Origin of the sequence: Pantoea sp. EA-12, assembly GCF_030053355.1 — a bacterium.
GTDB classification, from domain to species: domain Bacteria; phylum Pseudomonadota; class Gammaproteobacteria; order Enterobacterales; family Enterobacteriaceae; genus Pantoea; species Pantoea vagans_C.
The window spans coordinates 158,313-176,865 of the sequence record NZ_JASGBY010000002.1 but is presented as its reverse complement, the minus strand read 5'-3'; the positions used below and the strand labels follow the sequence as shown (position 1 = coordinate 176,865).

Genomic DNA, 18,553 nt, shown 5'->3' with positions numbered 1-18,553 from the left:
GATAATGAAAACGCTGCTGATAAAAGATTCTTTACTGGGACTGGCATCAGGACACTTGGCTTTAGAACGCCTGCGGGCTACCGCTGCTCAGGCGGACCTGACCCTGACCGATAACGTGGCCGACGCTGAGCTGGTGCTCGTGGCTGGCCAAAACGTGCCAAATGATGCAGGGCTGGCGGGGAAATCTGTGGCCCTGGTGGATGTCCAGCAGGCGCTGCGTGATCCGCTGGCGGCAATCAATCAGGCCAAGGCGAGCGCGCAGGTATGGCAATCGGCGGCGGTGACAACCGCACCGGTAACCGCGCAGAGTAGCGGGCAGAAACGCATCGTTGCTGTGACCGCTTGCCCAACCGGCGTGGCGCACACCTTTATGGCCGCAGAGGCGATTCAGGCCGAAGCCACCAAACGTGGCTGGTGGGTGAAAGTGGAAACCCGCGGTTCTGTCGGTGCAGGGAATGCCATTACACCGGAAGAAGTGGCCGCGGCCGATCTGGTGATCGTGGCAGCCGATATTGACGTTGACCTGGCGAAATTCGCCGGTAAGCCGATGTATCGCACCTCGACCAGCCTGGCACTGAAAAAGACCGCGCAGGAACTGGACAAAGCACAGGCTGAAGCCAAAACCTATCAGCCGAGTGGCAACCAGGCGGCGAGTACGCAGAGCGACAGCAAAGAGAAAGCCGGTGCCTATCGTCACCTGTTAACGGGCGTCTCTTACATGCTGCCAATGGTCGTCGCAGGCGGCTTGAGCATTGCGCTCTCCTTTGCCTTTGGTATCACGGCGTTTAAAGAGCAGGGCACGTTAGCCGCAGCCTTGATGCAAATCGGTGGCGGCAGCGCGTTTGCGTTGATGGTGCCAGTGCTGGCAGGCTTTATTGCCTTCTCGATTGCGGACCGTCCTGGTCTGACGCCGGGTTTGATTGGCGGTATGATCGCCACCAGCATTAACGCGGGCTTCCTTGGCGGTATCATTGCCGGTTTCATCGCCGGTTATGCTGCGAAGATGCTAAGCAGTAAGGTCAAACTGCCACAGAGTATGGAAGCGCTGAAACCGATCTTGATCATTCCGCTGGTCGCGAGTTTGATCACCGGCTTGCTGATGATCTACGTGGTGGGCAAACCGGTTGCGGGTATCATGAGCGGCCTGACCCACTGGCTGGCAAACATGGGCACCGCCAACGCGGTTCTGCTCGGCGCTATTCTCGGTGGCATGATGTGTACCGATATGGGCGGTCCGGTGAACAAAGTGGCTTACGCCTTTGGTGTTGGTCTGCTGAGTTCGCAAACCTATGCGCCGATGGCAGCGATTATGGCGGCCGGTATGGTGCCACCGCTGGCGATGGGCCTGGCGACGATTGTTGCACGCCGTAAGTTCAACAAAGGTCAGCAAGAAGGCGGAAAAGCGGCACTGGTACTCGGCTTGTGCTTCATCTCAGAAGGTGCGATTCCGTTTGCCGCCCGTGACCCAATGCGTGTACTGCCGTGCTGCATCGTGGGTGGCGCAGTGACTGGTGCGATTTCCATGGCGATTGGCGCGAAACTGATGGCACCACACGGTGGTCTGTTCGTGCTGCTGATTCCGGGGGCGATTACGCCGGTGCTGGGTTACCTGATGGCAATCATCATCGGTACCGCCGTGGCGGGCCTGGGCTACGCAGTGCTGAAACGTCCAGAAGAAGAGCTGGCGAAAGCAGCTTAATCTCAAAACCAGGCACATAAAGTAGCGGCGCATTTATTGCGCCGCTATCATTTTAACCCTGCTGTTCCGACTTCAACCACGCAATCTCATCTTTCCAGATATCAGGATTAATGGTTTCCAGAATCATCGGAATGCCGTCGAAACGCTTATCCTTCATCAGCCAGCTAAATACCGTCTTGCCAATGTTGCCCTCACCCAAACTGTGGTGGCGGTCGACCCGACTGCCGAGTGTGCTTTTGGCATCATTCAGGTGCATGCCACGTAGATACTGGAAGCCGACAATGCGTTCAAACTCGGCAAAGGTCGCCACACAATCCTCTTCCGTACGCAGGTCGTAACCCCCGGCGAAAGCATGGCAGGTATCGATACACACGCCGACACGCGATTTATCTTCTACGTGCTCAATAATGGCGGCGAGATGCTCAAAGCGGAAGCCAAGGTTGCTCCCCTGACCGGCAGTATTCTCGATCACCGCCACCACATTGTTTGTCTTATCCAGCGCGATATTGATCGATTCGGCGATGCGCTTCAGGCAGGCATCTTCTTCAATCTGTTGCAAATGGCTGCCGGGATGGAAATTCAGCAGCGTCAGACCAAGTTGCTCCGCACGCTGCATCTCATCCAGGAACGCATCCCGGGATTTCTCCAGCGCATCCATCACCGGATGGCCGAGGTTAATCAGATAGCTGTCATGCGGCAGAATCTGCGCTGAGGTGAAGTGATACTGCTCACAGGCCGTTTTGAAGGCATCGATGACTTCACCTGACAGCGGCGCGGCTTTCCATTGGCGCTGGTTCTTGGTGAACAGCGCAAAGGCTGTGGCTTCGAGTTCATGGGCACGGATAACTGCCAGGTCTACGCCGCCTGATGCACTGACGTGTGCGCCGATATATTTCATGCCGCTCTCCTGGTTGGGCGATTGCTGCTGCAAAGGGAACATCATAGCGGATGCAATAGCGCCGTGACATCTTGCATTGGCCCCTGACAGAAAAACGGCACAATGAAACACCTACCAAAATTGGCAGGTGCAAGATTTTGCAAGTTAACTATAGTTTCACAAATCAGTTTCTTTTAACTATAACTATGAAAACAGCCTATAGAAGTACCTTTGATACCGCTTTACAGCATGAAAACTTCAATGTTATCCATAAAATAACTTTAGGTAATCGCAAAGATATTACCCTCTTTTATAATGGAAACGGCACCGTCGGGTTCACCCTGGCCGTTCCCGAAACCGATAACTCACTGGTGCATTTTTACCGCTATGGCGTGAATCACAGTGAGCCTAAAAAGTTATATCGCTCGGAATGCCTCTACTCACGTCGAGAAAACTTCGGCTATCAAGACTGGCTGATCCGCACCATCACCGATGAGTTCACCGCCTGTGACACCGCTCTGGAAGAGTTGATAGGATTGAAATCCTAGCCGCCCTGCAATCTGGCTGGTTTAAACGTAATATTGGTAATATATTTATCACCAACCAGAATAAGTAATAAGGGACGATGGGATGTTCATGCGCTTGCGCCGCTGGGCACGGCTGATCAAACGTGATGTGTTAACACTGTGGTTTGCCTGCCGCGACCCGCGTACGCCATGGTGGTTTAAGCTGCTGGCGTTTGGCATTGTGGCGTATGCACTTAGCCCTATCGACCTCATCCCTGATTTCATTCCCATCATCGGTCTACTGGATGACGCCATCATAGTTCCGCTTGGCGTCATTATCCTGCTGCGCTTATTGCCACGTGAAATCCGCATTAGCAGTGCGGAGCGAGCGGAGGTGCAGCGCGCGCGGCAAGAAAATCGTCAGTTGGGCCGGATTCGGCCTGACGGTACTGATCTGGCTGGCGGTGGTGGTTTATCTTGTGAAGCGATACGCAATGTGAGGAGGGCGCATGCACATTACGCTGCGTCAGATTGAAGTCTTTACAGAAGTGCTGAAAAGCGGTTCGACCACCCAGGCGTCACAGGTATTGTCATTGTCGCAGTCAGCCGTCAGTGCGGCGCTGGCCGATCTTGAAAATCAGCTTGGCGTGCAGCTCTTTGATCGCGTCGGTAAACGATTAGTCCTGAACGAGCATGGGCGTCTGCTTTACCCGCGGGCGGTCGGATTACTGGAGCAGGCCGGTGAGATCGAGCAACTGTTTAAAGAAGACAATGGCGCGATTCGTTTGTTTGCCAGCAGTACCATCGGTAATTATCTGCTGCCGGGGATGATCGCCGCCTATCGCCGCGATTTTCCCACCTTGCCGCTGGAACTCAGCGTGGGCAACAGCCAGGACGCCATCAATGCCGTAGCGGATTTTCGCGTGGATATCGGCCTGATCGAAGGGCCATGCCATGAGCCGGACATCGTCAGCGAAGCCTGGCTCGAAGATGAACTGGTGGTATTTGCGGCCCCGGATGCCGAGATTCTTCAGCAGCCGATCACCCTGGAAACCCTGGCCGCAGCGCCGTGGATTTTGCGTGAACGGGGATCGGGTACCCGTGAAATCGTCGATTACTTGCTGCTGTCCCATTTGCCACAGTTTCAACTCGGTATGGAGTTGGGCAACTCTGAGGCCATCAAACATGCGGTGCGTCACGGCATGGGTATCAGTTGTTTATCGCGTCGCGTGATCAGTGATTTGCTGGACGCGGGCACCTTGGTGGAAGTGGTTGTGCCCTTGCCACGCCTGACGCGCACGCTGTATCGCATCCATCATCGGCAGAAACATCTGTCGAAAGCATTGAGTCGTTTTCTCTCTTATTGCCGCGAGTGATCGTGGCCTGCTGAACGTGGCTGGCTAATAATTTCGCGACGATTATGAAGGTAACTAATAACCCGACGTGAATGCTATACAGCTTGGGGTTAGCTGCTACAATCGCGCCTTATTTTTATCCAGCATAGCGTTTACACATGCATAATGACTCAAAAACAACACAACAACCTGGATTGCGCCGTGAATTAAAAGCGCGTCATCTCACTATGATCGCCATTGGCGGTTCCATCGGTACCGGCCTGTTTGTCGCCTCGGGTGCCACCATCTCTCAGGCAGGTCCCGGCGGTGCGTTACTCTCCTACGCGCTCATCGGCCTGATGGTTTACTTCCTGATGACCAGCCTCGGTGAACTGGCGGCGTTTATGCCGGTTTCAGGCTCTTTCGCCACCTACGGCTCTAAATACGTTGAAGAAGGTTTTGGCTTCGCGCTGGGCTGGAACTACTGGTACAACTGGGCAGTGACCATCGCGGTGGATTTGGTGGCCTCGCAGTTAGTGATGAACTACTGGTTCCCGGATACACCCGGTTGGATCTGGAGCGCACTGTTCCTCGGCCTGATGTTCCTGCTTAACTACATCTCAGTAAAAGGCTTCGGCGAAGCGGAATATTGGTTCTCGTTAATCAAAGTCGCGACCGTGATCATCTTTATCGTGGTTGGCGTACTGATGATCGTGGGCATCATGCGCGGTGCAGAAAATGCCGGCTGGCACAACTGGACCGTAGGCGATGCGCCTTTTGCTGGCGGCTTTGCCGCGATGATTGGCGTAGCGATGATCGTCGGTTTCTCGTTCCAGGGAACCGAACTGATTGGTATTGCGGCGGGTGAGTCGCAGGACCCGGCGAAAAACATCCCTCGCGCGGTGCGTCAGGTGTTCTGGCGTATTCTGTTGTTCTATATCTTCGCGATTCTCATCATCAGCCTGATTCTGCCGTATACCGATCCGAAGTTGCTGCACAACGATGTAACTGACATCGCCATCAGCCCGTTCACATTGGTGTTCCAGAATGCCGGCTTGCTGTCAGCTGCGGCGGTGATGAACGCGGTTATTCTGACGGCCGTACTGTCAGCCGGTAACTCCGGGATGTATGCCTCAACGCGCATGTTGTTTAACCTGGCGCAAGAAGGTAAGGCCCCACGCATCTTTGCCAAACTGTCTAAAGGCGGCGTGCCGCGTAACGCGCTAATTGCGACCACGGTTGTGGCGGGGCTGTGTTTCCTCAGCTCGAAGTTCGGTAATCAGGAAGTCTATTTGTGGTTGCTGAATACCTCGGGTATGACCGGTTTTATCGCCTGGTTGGGGATTGCCATCAGCCATTATCGCTTCCGTCGTGGCTATGTGGCGCAGGGGCATAACCTTGCCGATCTGCCGTATCGCTCAGGTTTCTTCCCGCTCGGCCCGATTTTTGCCTTCGTGCTGTGTTTGATTATCACGCTGGGGCAGAACTACCAGGCATTTTTGGCAGATCGTATCGACTGGTACGGCGTGGCAGCCACCTACATCGGCATTCCTTTGTTCCTGCTGATTTGGTTGGGCTACAAGCTGGCACGGGGCTCACGTTTCGTGAAGTACAGCGAAATGGAATTCCCAACGTTTAAAGAGTGATGTCAACCAGGTGCGCATTTATGCGCACCTGGCCGATAGACACACAGGTCTTGATAACGCACTCTTCGCCCTGACTGTTTTGGGCTTTGTAACACAGTTATAATTGATAATTATTATCACCTGCACTATTGTGGCTGCCGTTATGATTTCGACAAGAAACAGGTAGAACAATGCAGACCACGGACTCCGCGCTGCTGGCCGAGAATGGCCATCAAACCGATACCATGACGCGTTATCGTCAGGTATTGCGACAGCGCCTGATGCTGATTGGTGTACTGGTGCTGGCGATACTGGCTTCAGTCATCCTTGATTTCACCCTTGGCCCGGCCGGGCTCTCCCTTGATACCTTATGGCAAACGCTGACGCACCCCGATGCGGTAGATGCGGGCACGCGCGTTATCGTCTGGGACATCCGCTTGCCGTATGCCTTGATGGCAGTGGTGGTCGGCTTCTCATTGGGCCTGGCGGGCGCTGAGATGCAAACCATCCTGAACAACCCGCTGGCGAGCCCCTTTACCCTTGGCGTCTCTTCTGCAGCGGCGTTCGGTGCGGCTTTGGCAATCATTCTGGGTATCGGTATTCCGGGCGTGCCGGATCAGTGGTTTATCTCTGCCAATGCTTTTGTCTTCGCACTGTTTGCCGCGTTAATGCTGGATGGCGTGACGCGCTGGACCAAAGTGTCTACGTCGGGCGTGGTGCTGTTTGGTATTGCCTTGGTGTTCACCTTCAATGCGCTGGTCTCGATGATGCAGTTCATCGCCAGTGAAGATACGTTGCAAGGCCTGGTGTTCTGGACCATGGGCAGCCTGGCGCGTGCTTCCTGGGAAAAACTCGGTGTGTTGACCGCAGCGTTTGCCATTTTGATTCCGTTTTCGATGCTCAGCAGTTGGAAACTCACCGCGCTACGCCTCGGCGAAGATCGCGCGGTCAGTTTTGGTATTGATGTGCGCCGTTTGCGCCTCGCCACTTTACTGCGCATCAGTATCCTTTCTGCTTTAGCCGTGGCTTTTGTAGGCCCGATTGGTTTTATCGGCCTGGTGGCGCCGCATATTGCGCGCATGATGTTTGGTGAAGATCACCGCTATTACCTGCCAGCCAGCGCACTGGTTGGGGCATTAGTCTTGTCGCTGGCTTCGGTAGCGTCTAAGAACCTGATTCCAGGTGTGATCATTCCCGTCGGAATCGTCACCTCGCTGGTGGGGGTGCCGTTCTTCCTGAGTATTATTCTGCGTCATCGGGGGACGGTGTAATGGAACAAGGATTACGTCTCAGCCATTTCTACGCCGGCTATCCGAAGCGCAAAGTCATTGAAGACCTCAACGTACCCGAACTGCCGCGCGGCAAAATCACCGTGCTGCTTGGCCCTAATGGTTGTGGTAAGTCAACGCTGTTGCGCGCACTGGCGGGCTTAAGCAAAGGGCAGGGCGAACTGTGGCTAAATGGCGAAGAGTTGATGTCGCAGCCGTTTGCACGTCGTGCACAGCGCGTGGTGTATCTGCCGCAGAGTCTGCCAGCCGGCGTGCATCTGCATGTGCTGGAGTCGATTATTGTGGCGCAGCGTGCGTCCGGCGGATTACACAGCGCCTCCAGCGAAGCGGAGATCATGCATCTGCTGGAACAGCTGGGGATCTCGCATCTGGCGATGCGCTATCTCGATCAGCTCTCCGGTGGGCAAAAGCAACTGGTGGGCCTGGCGCAATCGCTGATTCGTCGTCCGGAGCTGTTGCTGCTGGATGAACCCTTAAGCGCGCTCGATTTAAACTATCAGTTCCACGTCATGGACTTAGTGCGTCGCGAAACGCGCCTGCGCAATATCGTCACTGTAGTGGTGGTGCATGATATCAACATCGCGCTGCGTCATGCCGATCATGCTTTGATGTTGAAAGATGGCGGATTGCTGGCGGACGGTGAGCCGTCACAGGTGATCACGCCAGAAACTCTGGCACAGGTATATGGTGTGCGCGGTCGTATAGAGCACTGCTCGCAAGGCATGCCGCAAGTGATGATTGATGGGCTGGTGGCGGAGTCCTTGGTCTAAGACGTTGCGACGTTAAGGTGCGGCCGTTAGGCCGCCCGAATTCAGGAGCGTGCGTGGCACGCTCCTGAAGGTATTACACCAACAAATGCTTCGCGTGGAAGCGCAGGTGGTCTTCGACAAAGCTGGCGATGAAGAAGTAGCTGTGGTCGTAGCCCGGCTGCACACGCAATTCCAGCGGGAAACCTTGCTCACGTGCCACGGCTTCCAGACGATCTGGCCGCAACTGGTCCGCCAGGAACTGATCGCTATCCCCTTGGTCGATTAAGATCGGCAAACGCTGTTCCACTTCACGCATCAACAGGCAGCTGTCCCACTCACGCCAGGTCTGGCGATCTTCACCCAAATAGGCGCTGAACGCTTTTTGTCCCCATGGCACTTCCGTCGGGTTAACGATAGGCGCAAACGCCGATGCCGAAGCAAAACGCCCGCCAAGACGCAGCGCCAGCACCAGCGCGCCATGTCCTCCCATCGAATGTCCCATCACCGATTGACGATCGCTGAGCTTGAAGTTATCGGCGACCAGCGCAGGTAACTCCTCGCTGAGATAATCAAACATGCGATAGTGCGCTGCCCAAGGCTGCTGGGTGGCATTCAGGTAGAAGCCCGCCCCCTGGCCGAGATCGTAACCGTTGTCGTTGGCGACCTCATCACCGCGTGGGCTGGTATCCGGCATAATCAGCACCAGACCCAGCTCAGCGGCAACGCGCTGCGCACCGGCTTTGGTGGTGAAGTTCTCGTCGGTGCAGGTCAGCCCCGCGAGGAACCACACCACTGGCGGTGGCGCATCATCCTGCGGCGGTGGCAAGAAAATGCTGAAGGTCATCGGGCAGTTCAATACGGCTGACTGATGACGCCAGCGCTGCTGCCAGCCGCCAAAAATGCGGTGCTCTTCCAACAGTTCCAAAGTGGATGGCATAAAGTCTCCTGATTACTTGTTGAAATGCACCACCGAACGAATCGATTTCCCTTCATGCATCAGGTCAAAGGCGTCGTTAATCTCTTCCAGCGGCATGGTGTGCGTGATGAAGTCATTCAATGCAAATTTGCCATCAAGATAATCCTGCACGATGCCAGGCAGCTGGGTACGGCCTTTCACGCCACCAAATGCCGAACCACGCCATACGCGACCGGTCACTAACTGGAATGGACGGGTTGAAATCTCTTCACCTGCACCGGCCACGCCGATAATCACGGATTCGCCCCAACCTTTGTGACAGCACTCGAGTGCTGAACGCATCACGTTGACGTTACCGATACATTCAAAGGAGAAATCCACGCCGCCATCGGTCAGCTCAACAATCACATCCTGAATCGGCTTATCGTAGTCTTTCGGGTTGATCAGATCAGTAGCGCCCAGTTTTCGCGCCAGATCGAATTTGCTGGTGTTCAGGTCGATACCGATGATGCGACCGGCTTTGGCCATTTTCGCGCCAATGATCGCGGACAAACCGATGCCGCCTAAGCCGAAGATCGCGACAGTATCGCCTTCTTTCACTTTGGCGGTATTCATCACCGCGCCCATGCCGGTGGTGACACCGCAACCCAGCAGGCACACTTCTTCCAGTGGCGCTTCTTTGCTGATTTTTGCCAGAGAGATTTCAGGTACCACAGTGTACTCAGAGAAGGTTGACGTCCCCATGTAGTGGAAGATCGGCTGACCGTCTTTAAAGAAGCGCGTGGTGCCATCAGGCATCATACCTTTACCTTGCGTCGAGCGAATCGCCTGACACAGGTTGGTTTTGCCTGAGAGACAGAACTTACATTTGCCACACTCTGGCGTGTAAAGCGGGATCACGTGATCGCCGACCGCCACGCTGGTGACGCCTTCGCCCACGGCTTCCACCACACCGCCGCCTTCGTGACCGAGGATCGCCGGGAACACGCCTTCAGGATCCTTGCCTGACAGGGTGTAAGCATCGGTGTGGCATACGCCAGTCGCCACGATGCGCACCAGCACTTCACCTTTTTGCGGTGGCATCAGATCCACTTCTTCAATTTTCAGCGGTTCGCCAGCTGCCCAGGCAACGGCGGCACGGGTTTTAATCATGTTCATGCGATCTTTCTTCCTAAGGGTGTCGTGATTCAAAATTAATAATATACCCTTCATACTTCAACTTTCAGGTGCGTTGGCTACGTGCATTCACCTCAGTCACTTACTTCAGTAAGCTCCTGAGGATTCATGCACTTGCCGCCTTCCTGAAACTCGAATTATTTTGGGTATGAATTCACTCAACGGTCTGCAACGGGTGCAGTAATTCGTCGTTGAGCGGGCGGTCGTCAAACATTTCAATAATCAAATACTTCAGTGCTTCCACGTTCGGCGTGAAGGCATCGCGGCGCCACATCAGCCAGGTGGCGGTGTCGCGATACGCGGGTGGCAAGGTATGTTCCTGTACGCGTGCGCGCGCAGGCATTTGCGCCAGTACCGACGCAGGGATCATCGCCACGCCGCCACCGGCCGCTACGCAGGCCACCATGGCGTGATAGGACTGAATCTCCATCACGCTATTCGGTGAAGTCTGGCTCTCGCGATACCAGGACTCCAGTTTGGTGCGGTACGAGCAGCTATTGCCAAAAGCAAACAGCGTGTCGTTCTGCGTGTCACGCGCGTTGTGAATCGGTCCGTGATCGAGACTGGTGATCAGCACCATCTCTTCCCGAAACGCGATGCAACCATTGAGGTCATCATGGGTGGCTGGGCCATCCACTAATGCGGCTGCCAGCGTGCCAGCGCGCACTTTATCGATGATATCGCCCGAGGTACCGGTCACCAGCGATAGCGCCACCGTGGGAAATCGTTGATGATAAGCCGCCAGCAGGGCGGGCAAGCGCGTGGCTGCCGTACTTTCCATGGAACCGAAAGCAAAGTTGCCACCCGGTTCTCCGGCGCGCGCCATATTCAGTGCTTCATCACTCAGACTCAGAATACGTTGGGCGTAATTAAGAAAATTGTGCCCCATTGGCGACAGGCGGATACGCTGTTTCTCACGGATAAACAGGTCAACGCCAATCTCTTCTTCCAGCTGGCGCAGACGTGTTGTGAGATTGGAGGGCACGCGATGCAGTAATTCTGCGGCGCGTGCCAGCGAACCGGTCTCGGCCACAGAACAGAACATGCGAAGTTGTACTAAATCCATATTCTCTTCTCGTAAACAACTTGGTTAATATTATTCACTTTTCGTGAGTGTAAACGTCATGCATGCTGCTGACAAGTATAAAAAGATCATCAACTGAGGTCAGAATGGCGTTTCGTGTCGCGCTTAGCGCATTTTTAAGTTTAGTGGTTGCGATGGGTATTGGGCGGTTTGCTTTCACGCCGCAGGTACCGTTAATGATCCAGGATCATCAACTGACCCTGACCAGCGCCAGTCTGGTGGCGGCGCTCAACTATCTGGGATATCTGTTTGGTTCCTTTGATGCCATGCGCGCGCGTCAGCGCGTTGAGTGGCGTTTGCAGGCGGGCGTTTGGGGGGCGGTGATTTTGACGCTGCTCTCTGCCTGTGTCAGCGGCCCCTGGCTGCACGGCCTGATCCGCTTCCTGATAGGCTGCGCCAGCGGCTGGGCGATGGTGCTGGTTGCCGCATGGAGCAACGAACAACTGTTGCATCATGGACGATCAGGCCTTTCGGCTGCCGTGTTTGCCGGGCCTGGCACCGGCATCTTTATCAGCGGCATGTTGGCCGTTGCGCTGCATGCCAGTGGCGCGAGTGCGACCTTTGCGTGGGCCGCTTACGGTCTGCTGGCGCTGCTGTTGATTGCCGCCATTGCCCGCTTCCTGCCGCGCACCGGTCAGTTACATCGCCCCGATCAGGCACCTGCACCCTTGGTACTGAATGGCAATCTGAAGCGTCTGGTATTGAGCTATAGCCTGGCGGGCTTTGGCTACATTTTGCCCGCGACTTTCCTTTCGCAAATGACGGCAGCCCGCTTCCCGGATAGTGCATTAGCGCAATTTGTCTGGCCTGTGTTTGGTGGCGCGGCGGTCATCGGTATCGTGCTGGGCATTCTGACGCGACGTTGGGGCAGTAGCCATGTGCGCCTTGCACTCGTGCTGTGGGCACAGGCGTTGGGCGTTATCGCCACCATCGTGATGCCTGGCCTGAACGGCTTGTTAATCGGTGCTTTGTTGGTGGGCGGCGGCTTCCTGTGTGTGGTGCAGCTTGCACTGCAATATGGCCGTGAGCTGGCACCGCATCATGCGCGCTATCTGGCAGGATTACTGACCACCGGTTACGCGGTGGGGCAGTTGGGCGGTCCCTTGCTGTCATGGATTTCCAGCCTGTTGTGGCATCGACTCGACCCGGCATTATGGGTGGCCGGAGCAGGCTTGATCGTGGCTGGCTTGCTGGTGTTACGTCGTTCGACACCATGAAAAGCTTTCATCTCCAATCGGATTGATTGCTGGATTAAGCGCGCGTTGTGTTTCACAATACGCGCTCAGAAATTCCCCCGCAGGCTAAGACCTGCGGGCGCATCACCTGCCGGAGAAAGAGTACGATGAGCACCTTAAGTCAGGAAGCCGCCCTGGTTCACGAAGCGCTGTTGGCGCGTGGTCTGGAAACGCCTTTACGCGCCCCGGTGCGCGAAATGGATGACGAAGCCCGTAAGCGTGAAATCGCCGGTCATATGACCCAAATCATGCAGCTGTTGAATCTGGATCTGGAAGACGACAGTCTGATGGAGACGCCGCATCGCATCGCTAAGATGTATGTGGATGAAATTTTCTCAGGGCTGGATTACGCCAATTTCCCGAAAATCACCGTCATCGAAAATAAGATGAAGGTCGATGAAATGGTCACCGTGCGCGATATCACCCTGACCAGTACCTGTGAACACCATTTCGTGATCATTGATGGTAAAGCCACCGTTGCTTATATCCCGAAAGAGAAGGTGATTGGTCTGTCGAAAATCAACCGTATTGTGCAGTTCTTTGCTCAGCGTCCGCAGGTGCAAGAGCGCCTGACTCAACAGGTGCTGGTGGCGCTGCAAACTCTGCTGGGTACCAACAATGTCGCGGTTTCCATTGATGCGGTGCACTACTGTGTGAAAGCGCGCGGCGTGAAAGATGCCACCAGCGCCACCACCACCACATCATTGGGTGGCTTGTTCAAGTCCAGCCAGAACACGCGTCAGGAGTTCCTGCGCGCGGTACGTCACAGCTAATTCCTTTGGGCGGCACATTGCCGCCCGTTTTCACCTCTCTTCAGGGCACTCGATGCAACGCTATCTCGCGCTGGATTTCATTCGTGGTTGCGCCATTCTCGGCATTCTGCTGCTTAATATCGTCGGTTTTGGCTTGCCGTCTGCGGCTTATCTCAACCCGGCGTGGCGGGGGAGTCTGTCGCTGTCTGATGCCTGGACCTGGGCGGTCATGGATGGCCTGGCGCAGCTGAAGTTTCTGACGCTGTTTGCTTTGCTGTTTGGTGCCGGCCTTTCGTTGCAAATATCGCGTGGCAGTCGCTGGATATCGGCACGCCTGTCGTTATTGGTTCTGCTGGGGTTCATTCATGCCATCTTCTTCTGGGAAGGTGACATCCTGCTCGACTACGGTCTGATCGGCCTGATTATCTGGCGCATGCTGCGCGAAGTCCCTTCGGATAAGGCGCTGTTGCAAACGGGGACGCTGCTCTATCTGATGGGGTGCGGCGTGCTGCTGGTGTTTTGGGGCATCTCCAGCACTGAACCGGGCCGTTCGTGGTTGCCGGGTGCCGCAGATATCGAGTACGAAAGCTACTGGAAGCTAATCGGTGGATGGGAAGCGGTACAGAATCGCTTTGATCACCTCTCTTCCAGCCTGATGGCCCTCGCGGCACAGTATGGCTGGCAATTGGCAGGATTGATGTTGATTGGCGCCGCGTTGATGCGTAGCGGCTGGCTGAAAGGAGAATTTAGCGTACAGCACTATCGTCGTTCGGCCGCGTTGTTGCTGACTATGGGCTGGCTGATCGCTATTCCCGGCATTGTGGCGCAGTGGCTGCTGGATTGGGAATTTCGCTGGAGTGGTTTCTTACTGCAACTGCCGCGCGATCTCGCCAGCCCGTTTGTCAGCCTCGGTTATGCCGCTCTCTGCTTTGGATTCTGGCCGCAAATCGGTCATACGCGGTTCAGCCACGCTATTCAGTGCGTCGGCCGCATGGCACTGACCAATTACCTGTTACAGACTCTGATCTGCACCACCTTATTCTATCGCTTTAACCTGTTCCTGAAGTTCGATCGCTTGCACCTGCTGGCGCTGGTGCCTGCGGTATGGCTGGTCAATATCCTGTTCTCGGTGCTATGGCTACGCTATTTCCCTCAGGGGCCAATGGAGTGGATCTGGCGTAAGCTAACGCGACTCGCCGCAGGAAAACCCGAGAATTCTCCCCGCATCAGATAATGACGTTCATCACAAAGGTTGCAGATTTGTATGTAACCGTTTTCATCCGTGTGACGTAATTCACGCAGCGGAACAAAATGCCCTGACAGAATAGCGCCGTTACGCGCCCGTCGCGCATTTTCTTCCTCTGTGGAACAGCTGCATGATAACGATCCGAGATGTCGCCCGTCAGGCCGGTGTGTCAGTAGCCACCGTGTCGCGTGTGCTCAATAACAGCAGTGCAGTCACCCCCGATACCCGTGAAGCTGTGCTTCAGGCCGTGGAATCACTGGGATATCGCCCCAACGCCAACGCGCAAGCCTTGGCCACCCAAGTCAGCGACACCATCGGTGTCGTGGTGATGGATGTCTCCGATCCCTTCTTTGGCGCGCTGGTCAAAGCAGTAGACACCGTGGCACAGCGTGTGCACAAGCACGTGTTAATCAGCAACTCCTGGCATCAGGAAGAGAAAGAACGCCATGCCATTGAGGTATTGATCCGCCAGCGCTGTAACGCCTTGGTGGTGCACGCGAAAACGCTTTCAGACGCAGAATTGACCGGTTTTATGGACCAGGTTCCGGGTATGGTATTGATAAACCGAACTATTCCCGGCTATGAGCACCGCTGTGTTTGCCTTGATAATGTCACCGGAGCGTTGATGGCAACGCGCATGTTGTTACAACAGGGGCATCAACGCATCGGTTATCTCAGCTCCAGCCATCCCATTGAGGACGTGACACAGCGGCGCGAAGGCTGGCTGCAGGCCTTGTCAGAGCAGGGGATTCGTCCGCAGGAGTCTTGGATTGCCCTAGGGGAACCGGACATGCAAGGCGGGGAAGCGGCTATGGTTGAGTTACTGGGCCGCAACTTGCACTTAACCGCCGTATTTTCCTACTGTGACGGCATGGCGGCGGGGGCACTGACCGCGTTAAAAGACAATGGCATTCAGGTGCCGCAGCACTTCTCGGTGATTGGTTTTGATGATATTCCCATCTCGCGCTATACCGATCCGCAACTGACCACGGTTCGCTATCCTATTGTTTCCATGGCAAAACTTGCGACTGAACTGGCGTTGAAAGGTGCTGCCGGAGAGCTGGATCCTGAGTCCACCCACTGCTTTATGCCTACGGTGGTTCGTCGCCATTCGGTTGCCCAGCGGCAAATTGTGGAGTCGGTCACTAATTCGGGCGATAGCGCAGTGTAACCGTTTCCAATCTGTGATTACATTCACAGTTAATTAACATGGCGCTCACTATGATGGCAGCGTCTTACCGGACTGAAACATCATGTAACGCCGGGTCTTCCTTCTCCGGTCAGGTTTCAGTAGCCGATTGAAATAGTTCACAACACTCTTCAGGAAGCGTTTACGTACAGGGAAGTCAGGATTGCGATGGTGGCCCGGCTTTGCGTTACGCGTCCGCCCCATAAATGAGTTTGACCGACTGCGTTGGTTGCCCGCAGGCAGCACAGCGCGATGATATGCCCTACATAAAAACCGGAGATACCATGAATAAGAAGGTTTTCACGCTCACAGCACTGGTTGCCAGCATGATGTTTGGTGCAACTGCGCACGCCGCCGATACCCGCATTGGCGTGACCATTTATAAATACGACGACAACTTTATGTCTATGGTTCGCAAGGACATCGACAGCGAAGCCAAAAAACTGGGTGGCATTCAGTTGCTGATGAATGACTCGCAGAACAGCCAGTCTACCCAGAACGACCAGATTGACGTGTTGATGGCCAAAGGCGTGAAAGCGCTGGCTATCAACCTGGTTGACCCTGCAGCTGCGGCTGTAGTGATCGACAAAGCGAAAGCCAACGACGTGCCAGTGGTGTTCTTCAACAAAGAACCTAACGCTAAAGTGCTGGCCAGCTATCCAAAAGCCTACTACGTGGGCACCGATTCTAAAGAGTCTGGTATCATCCAGGCGAAGCTGATCGAGAAACACTGGAAAGCGACACCAGCCTGGGATCTGAACAAAGATGGCCAGATTCAATTTGCGTTGCTGAAAGGCGAACCAGGCCACCCAGATGCCGAAGCACGTACTAAATACGTGATCGAGACGCTGAACACCGATGGTCTGAAAACGCAGCAGCTGGCGATGGATACCGCGATGTGGGACACCGCACAGGCGAAAGACAAAGTTGATGCGTGGCTGTCTGGCCCGAACGGCAACAAAATTGAAGTGATCATCGCTAACAACGATGCGATGGCAATGGGTGCGGTTGAAGCGCTGAAAGCCCACAACAAAACCAACATTCCAGTGTTTGGTGTGGATGCCCTGCCAGAAGCCCTGGCGTTGGTGAAATCTGGCGCGATGGCCGGTACCGTACTGAACGATGCTGAAAACCAGGCGAAAGCCACCATTGATATCGCGAAGAACCTGGCCGATGGCAAAGAGCCAACTGCGGGTACTACCTTCAAGATGGAAAACAAAATTGTACGTGTTCCTTACGTACCAGTAGATAAAGAAAACCTGTCTCAATTTGTGAAGTAATCCGTCCTGGGCGCGGCAGGTTTGCCGCGCCTTATTGCATCTGACCCACGTTTTATTTAGCCAGGTAAATTATGGCCAGTGAGAATCCGACCACACAGCGTGAATATCTGCTGGAGATGACGAATGTCTCGAAATCATTTCCAGGGGTGAAAGCCTTAGATAATGTGAATTTAAAAGTGCGGCCGCACTCTGTCCATGCCTTAATGGGCGAAAACGGCGCCGGGAAATCCACATTATTAAAATGCCTGTTTGGGATTTATAAAAAGGATACGGGGAGCATCCTGTTTCAGGGTGAAGAAATTGATTACAAGAGCTCCAAAGAAGCGCTGGAAAACGGCGTCTCAATGGTGCATCAGGAATTAAACCTGGTATTACAACGCAACGTGATGGATAACATGTGGCTTGGCCGCTATCCGCGTAAAGGTGTGTTTGTCGATCAGGATAAAATGTATCGCGATACCAAAGCGATCTTTGATGAATTAGATATTGATATCGATCCGCGCGATAAAGTCGCCAATCTGTCTGTTTCACAAATGCAGATGATTGAAATTGCCAAGGCATTCTCCTATGACGCGAAAATCGTCATTATGGATGAGCCAACGTCGTCGCTGACCGAAAAAGAAGTTAACCACTTATTTACGATTATCCGTAAGCTGAAAGATCGCGGCTGCGGCATTGTGTATATATCGCACAAAATGGAAGAAATTTTCCAACTGTGCGATGAGATTACCATCTTACGTGATGGGCAGTGGATCGCCACCCAGCCGCTGGAAGGGCTGGATATGGATAAGATCATCGCCATGATGGTGGGTCGCTCACTGAACCAGCGTTTTCCGGACAAAACCAACGTGCCGGGGGAAACCATTCTTGAGGTGCGTCATTTAACCTCGCTGCGCCAGCCATCGATTCGCGATATCTCCTTCGACCTGCGTAAAGGCGAGATTTTGGGGATTGCGGGGCTGGTCGGCGCGAAGCGTACCGATATCGTAGAAACCTTGTTTGGTATTCGCGAGAAGTCGGGCGGCACGATTAAGCTGCACGGCAAAGCGATTAATAATCACAGTGCCAATGAAGCCATCAACCATGGTTTTGCGCTGGTGACGGAAGAGCGCCGCTCAACCGGTATTTATGCCTATCTGGATATTGGCTTTAACTCGCTTATTTCCAATATTAAAAAGTATAAATCCAGCATGGGGCTGCTTGATAACAAACGGATGAAAAGTGATACCCAATGGGTGATTGATTCGATGCGTGTTAAAACGCCGGGTCATCATACGCAAATTGGTTCGCTTTCCGGTGGTAACCAACAGAAGGTCATTATTGGTCGCTGGTTATTAACTCAGCCGGAAATTTTGATGCTTGATGAACCGACGCGCGGTATTGACGTTGGGGCGAAATTCGAAATTTACCAGCTTATTTCAGAATTGGCGAAGAAAGAGAAAGGCATCATTATTATCTCTTCTGAAATGCCAGAGTTATTGGGCATTACCGACCGTATTTTAGTGATGAGTAATGGCCTGGTAGCGGGCATTGTCGAGACCAAAACGACCTCGCAGAATGAAATCCTGCGTTTAGCGTCATTACACCTTTAATGAA

Annotated in this window: 17 protein-coding genes; 13 read left to right on the top strand and 4 right to left on the bottom strand. The window is 54.3% G+C overall.

The window, feature by feature from the left end:
• The first annotated feature begins 4 nt into the window (after positions 1–4).
• The gene (gene fruA / locus QMZ30_RS03500) at positions 5–1,699 is read left to right on the top strand and encodes a PTS fructose transporter subunit IIBC (RefSeq protein ID WP_283226428.1); all 1,695 of its coding nucleotides are present in this window, start codon (positions 5–7) and stop codon (positions 1,697–1,699) included.
• Positions 1,700–1,751: 52 nt separating this feature from the next.
• Here the strand turns inward: fruA and nfo are convergent, their stop codons facing one another.
• The gene (gene nfo / locus QMZ30_RS03495) at positions 1,752–2,597 is read right to left on the bottom strand and encodes a deoxyribonuclease IV (protein WP_283226427.1); all 846 of its coding nucleotides are present in this window, start codon (positions 2,595–2,597) and stop codon (positions 1,752–1,754) included.
• A 137-nt stretch (positions 2,598–2,734) separates the two neighbouring features.
• Between nfo and QMZ30_RS03490 the strand changes: the two genes are divergently transcribed.
• From QMZ30_RS03490 to QMZ30_RS03465, 6 genes are all read left to right on the top strand, one after another.
• Positions 2,735–3,124, top strand: a complete 390-nt coding sequence (locus QMZ30_RS03490) for a hypothetical protein (RefSeq protein ID WP_283226426.1) — start codon at positions 2,735–2,737, stop codon at positions 3,122–3,124.
• Between the two features lie 82 nt (positions 3,125–3,206).
• Complete coding sequence (locus QMZ30_RS03485) at positions 3,207–3,617, top strand: YkvA family protein (protein WP_283226425.1); 411 nt, start codon at positions 3,207–3,209, stop codon at positions 3,615–3,617.
• The gene (yieE, locus tag QMZ30_RS03480) at positions 3,592–4,458 is read left to right on the top strand and encodes a DNA-binding transcriptional regulator YeiE (RefSeq protein ID WP_039333762.1); all 867 of its coding nucleotides are present in this window, start codon (positions 3,592–3,594) and stop codon (positions 4,456–4,458) included. The genes QMZ30_RS03485 and yieE overlap by 26 nt, the downstream gene beginning before the upstream one ends.
• A gap of 137 nt (positions 4,459–4,595) precedes the next feature.
• Entirely contained in the window at positions 4,596–6,062 is a 1,467-nt protein-coding gene (locus tag QMZ30_RS03475; protein ID WP_058969217.1) for an amino acid permease, read from the top strand.
• A 170-nt stretch (positions 6,063–6,232) separates the two neighbouring features.
• Positions 6,233–7,312 carry a FecCD family ABC transporter permease gene (locus QMZ30_RS03470; RefSeq protein WP_283226424.1) on the top strand — a complete coding sequence of 360 codons (1,080 nt, stop codon included), beginning with the start codon at positions 6,233–6,235 and terminating at the stop codon, positions 7,310–7,312.
• Positions 7,312–8,100 carry an ABC transporter ATP-binding protein gene (locus QMZ30_RS03465; RefSeq protein ID WP_039333768.1) on the top strand — a complete coding sequence of 263 codons (789 nt, stop codon included), beginning with the start codon at positions 7,312–7,314 and terminating at the stop codon, positions 8,098–8,100. Before QMZ30_RS03470 ends, QMZ30_RS03465 begins: the two co-directional genes overlap by 1 nt.
• Positions 8,101–8,173: 73 nt before the next feature.
• Here the strand turns inward: QMZ30_RS03465 and fghA are convergent, their stop codons facing one another.
• The 3 genes from fghA to ptrR all read right to left on the bottom strand — a co-directional run bounded on the left by fghA (position 8,174) and on the right by ptrR (position 11,237).
• Positions 8,174–9,016, bottom strand: coding sequence for an S-formylglutathione hydrolase (gene fghA, locus QMZ30_RS03460; protein WP_283226423.1), 843 nt, complete (start codon positions 9,014–9,016; stop codon positions 8,174–8,176).
• 12 nt (positions 9,017–9,028) lie between these two features.
• Positions 9,029–10,153 carry an S-(hydroxymethyl)glutathione dehydrogenase/class III alcohol dehydrogenase gene (locus QMZ30_RS03455; RefSeq protein WP_283226422.1) on the bottom strand — a complete coding sequence of 375 codons (1,125 nt, stop codon included), beginning with the start codon at positions 10,151–10,153 and terminating at the stop codon, positions 9,029–9,031.
• A gap of 172 nt (positions 10,154–10,325) precedes the next feature.
• A complete protein-coding gene (ptrR, locus tag QMZ30_RS03450) occupies positions 10,326–11,237 on the bottom strand; it encodes a putrescine utilization regulator PtrR (RefSeq protein WP_283226421.1) in 912 nt (303 codons plus the stop codon).
• A 104-nt stretch (positions 11,238–11,341) separates the two neighbouring features.
• Between ptrR and QMZ30_RS03445 the strand changes: the two genes are divergently transcribed.
• The 6 genes from QMZ30_RS03445 to mglA all read left to right on the top strand — a co-directional run bounded on the left by QMZ30_RS03445 (position 11,342) and on the right by mglA (position 18,549).
• Positions 11,342–12,472 carry a YbfB/YjiJ family MFS transporter gene (locus QMZ30_RS03445; protein ID WP_039333776.1) on the top strand — a complete coding sequence of 377 codons (1,131 nt, stop codon included), beginning with the start codon at positions 11,342–11,344 and terminating at the stop codon, positions 12,470–12,472.
• 125 nt (positions 12,473–12,597) lie between these two features.
• On the top strand, positions 12,598–13,263 hold the full coding sequence (gene folE, locus QMZ30_RS03440; RefSeq protein ID WP_039333777.1) for a GTP cyclohydrolase I FolE: 666 nt from the start codon (positions 12,598–12,600) through the stop codon (positions 13,261–13,263).
• Between the two features lie 52 nt (positions 13,264–13,315).
• Positions 13,316–14,476 (top strand): DUF418 domain-containing protein YeiB, encoded by a 1,161-nt coding sequence (gene yeiB, locus QMZ30_RS03435; RefSeq protein WP_283226420.1) that lies wholly within the window; start codon positions 13,316–13,318, stop codon positions 14,474–14,476.
• Positions 14,477–14,618: 142 nt separating this feature from the next.
• Complete coding sequence (gene galS, locus QMZ30_RS03430; protein WP_283226419.1) at positions 14,619–15,659, top strand: HTH-type transcriptional regulator GalS; 1,041 nt, start codon at positions 14,619–14,621, stop codon at positions 15,657–15,659.
• 302 nt (positions 15,660–15,961) lie between these two features.
• On the top strand, positions 15,962–16,957 hold the full coding sequence (gene mglB, locus QMZ30_RS03425; protein WP_039333780.1) for a galactose/glucose ABC transporter substrate-binding protein MglB: 996 nt from the start codon (positions 15,962–15,964) through the stop codon (positions 16,955–16,957).
• Positions 16,958–17,028: 71 nt separating this feature from the next.
• Entirely contained in the window at positions 17,029–18,549 is a 1,521-nt protein-coding gene (mglA, locus tag QMZ30_RS03420) for a galactose/methyl galactoside ABC transporter ATP-binding protein MglA (protein ID WP_058969231.1), read from the top strand.
• Positions 18,550–18,553 lie beyond the last annotated feature (4 nt).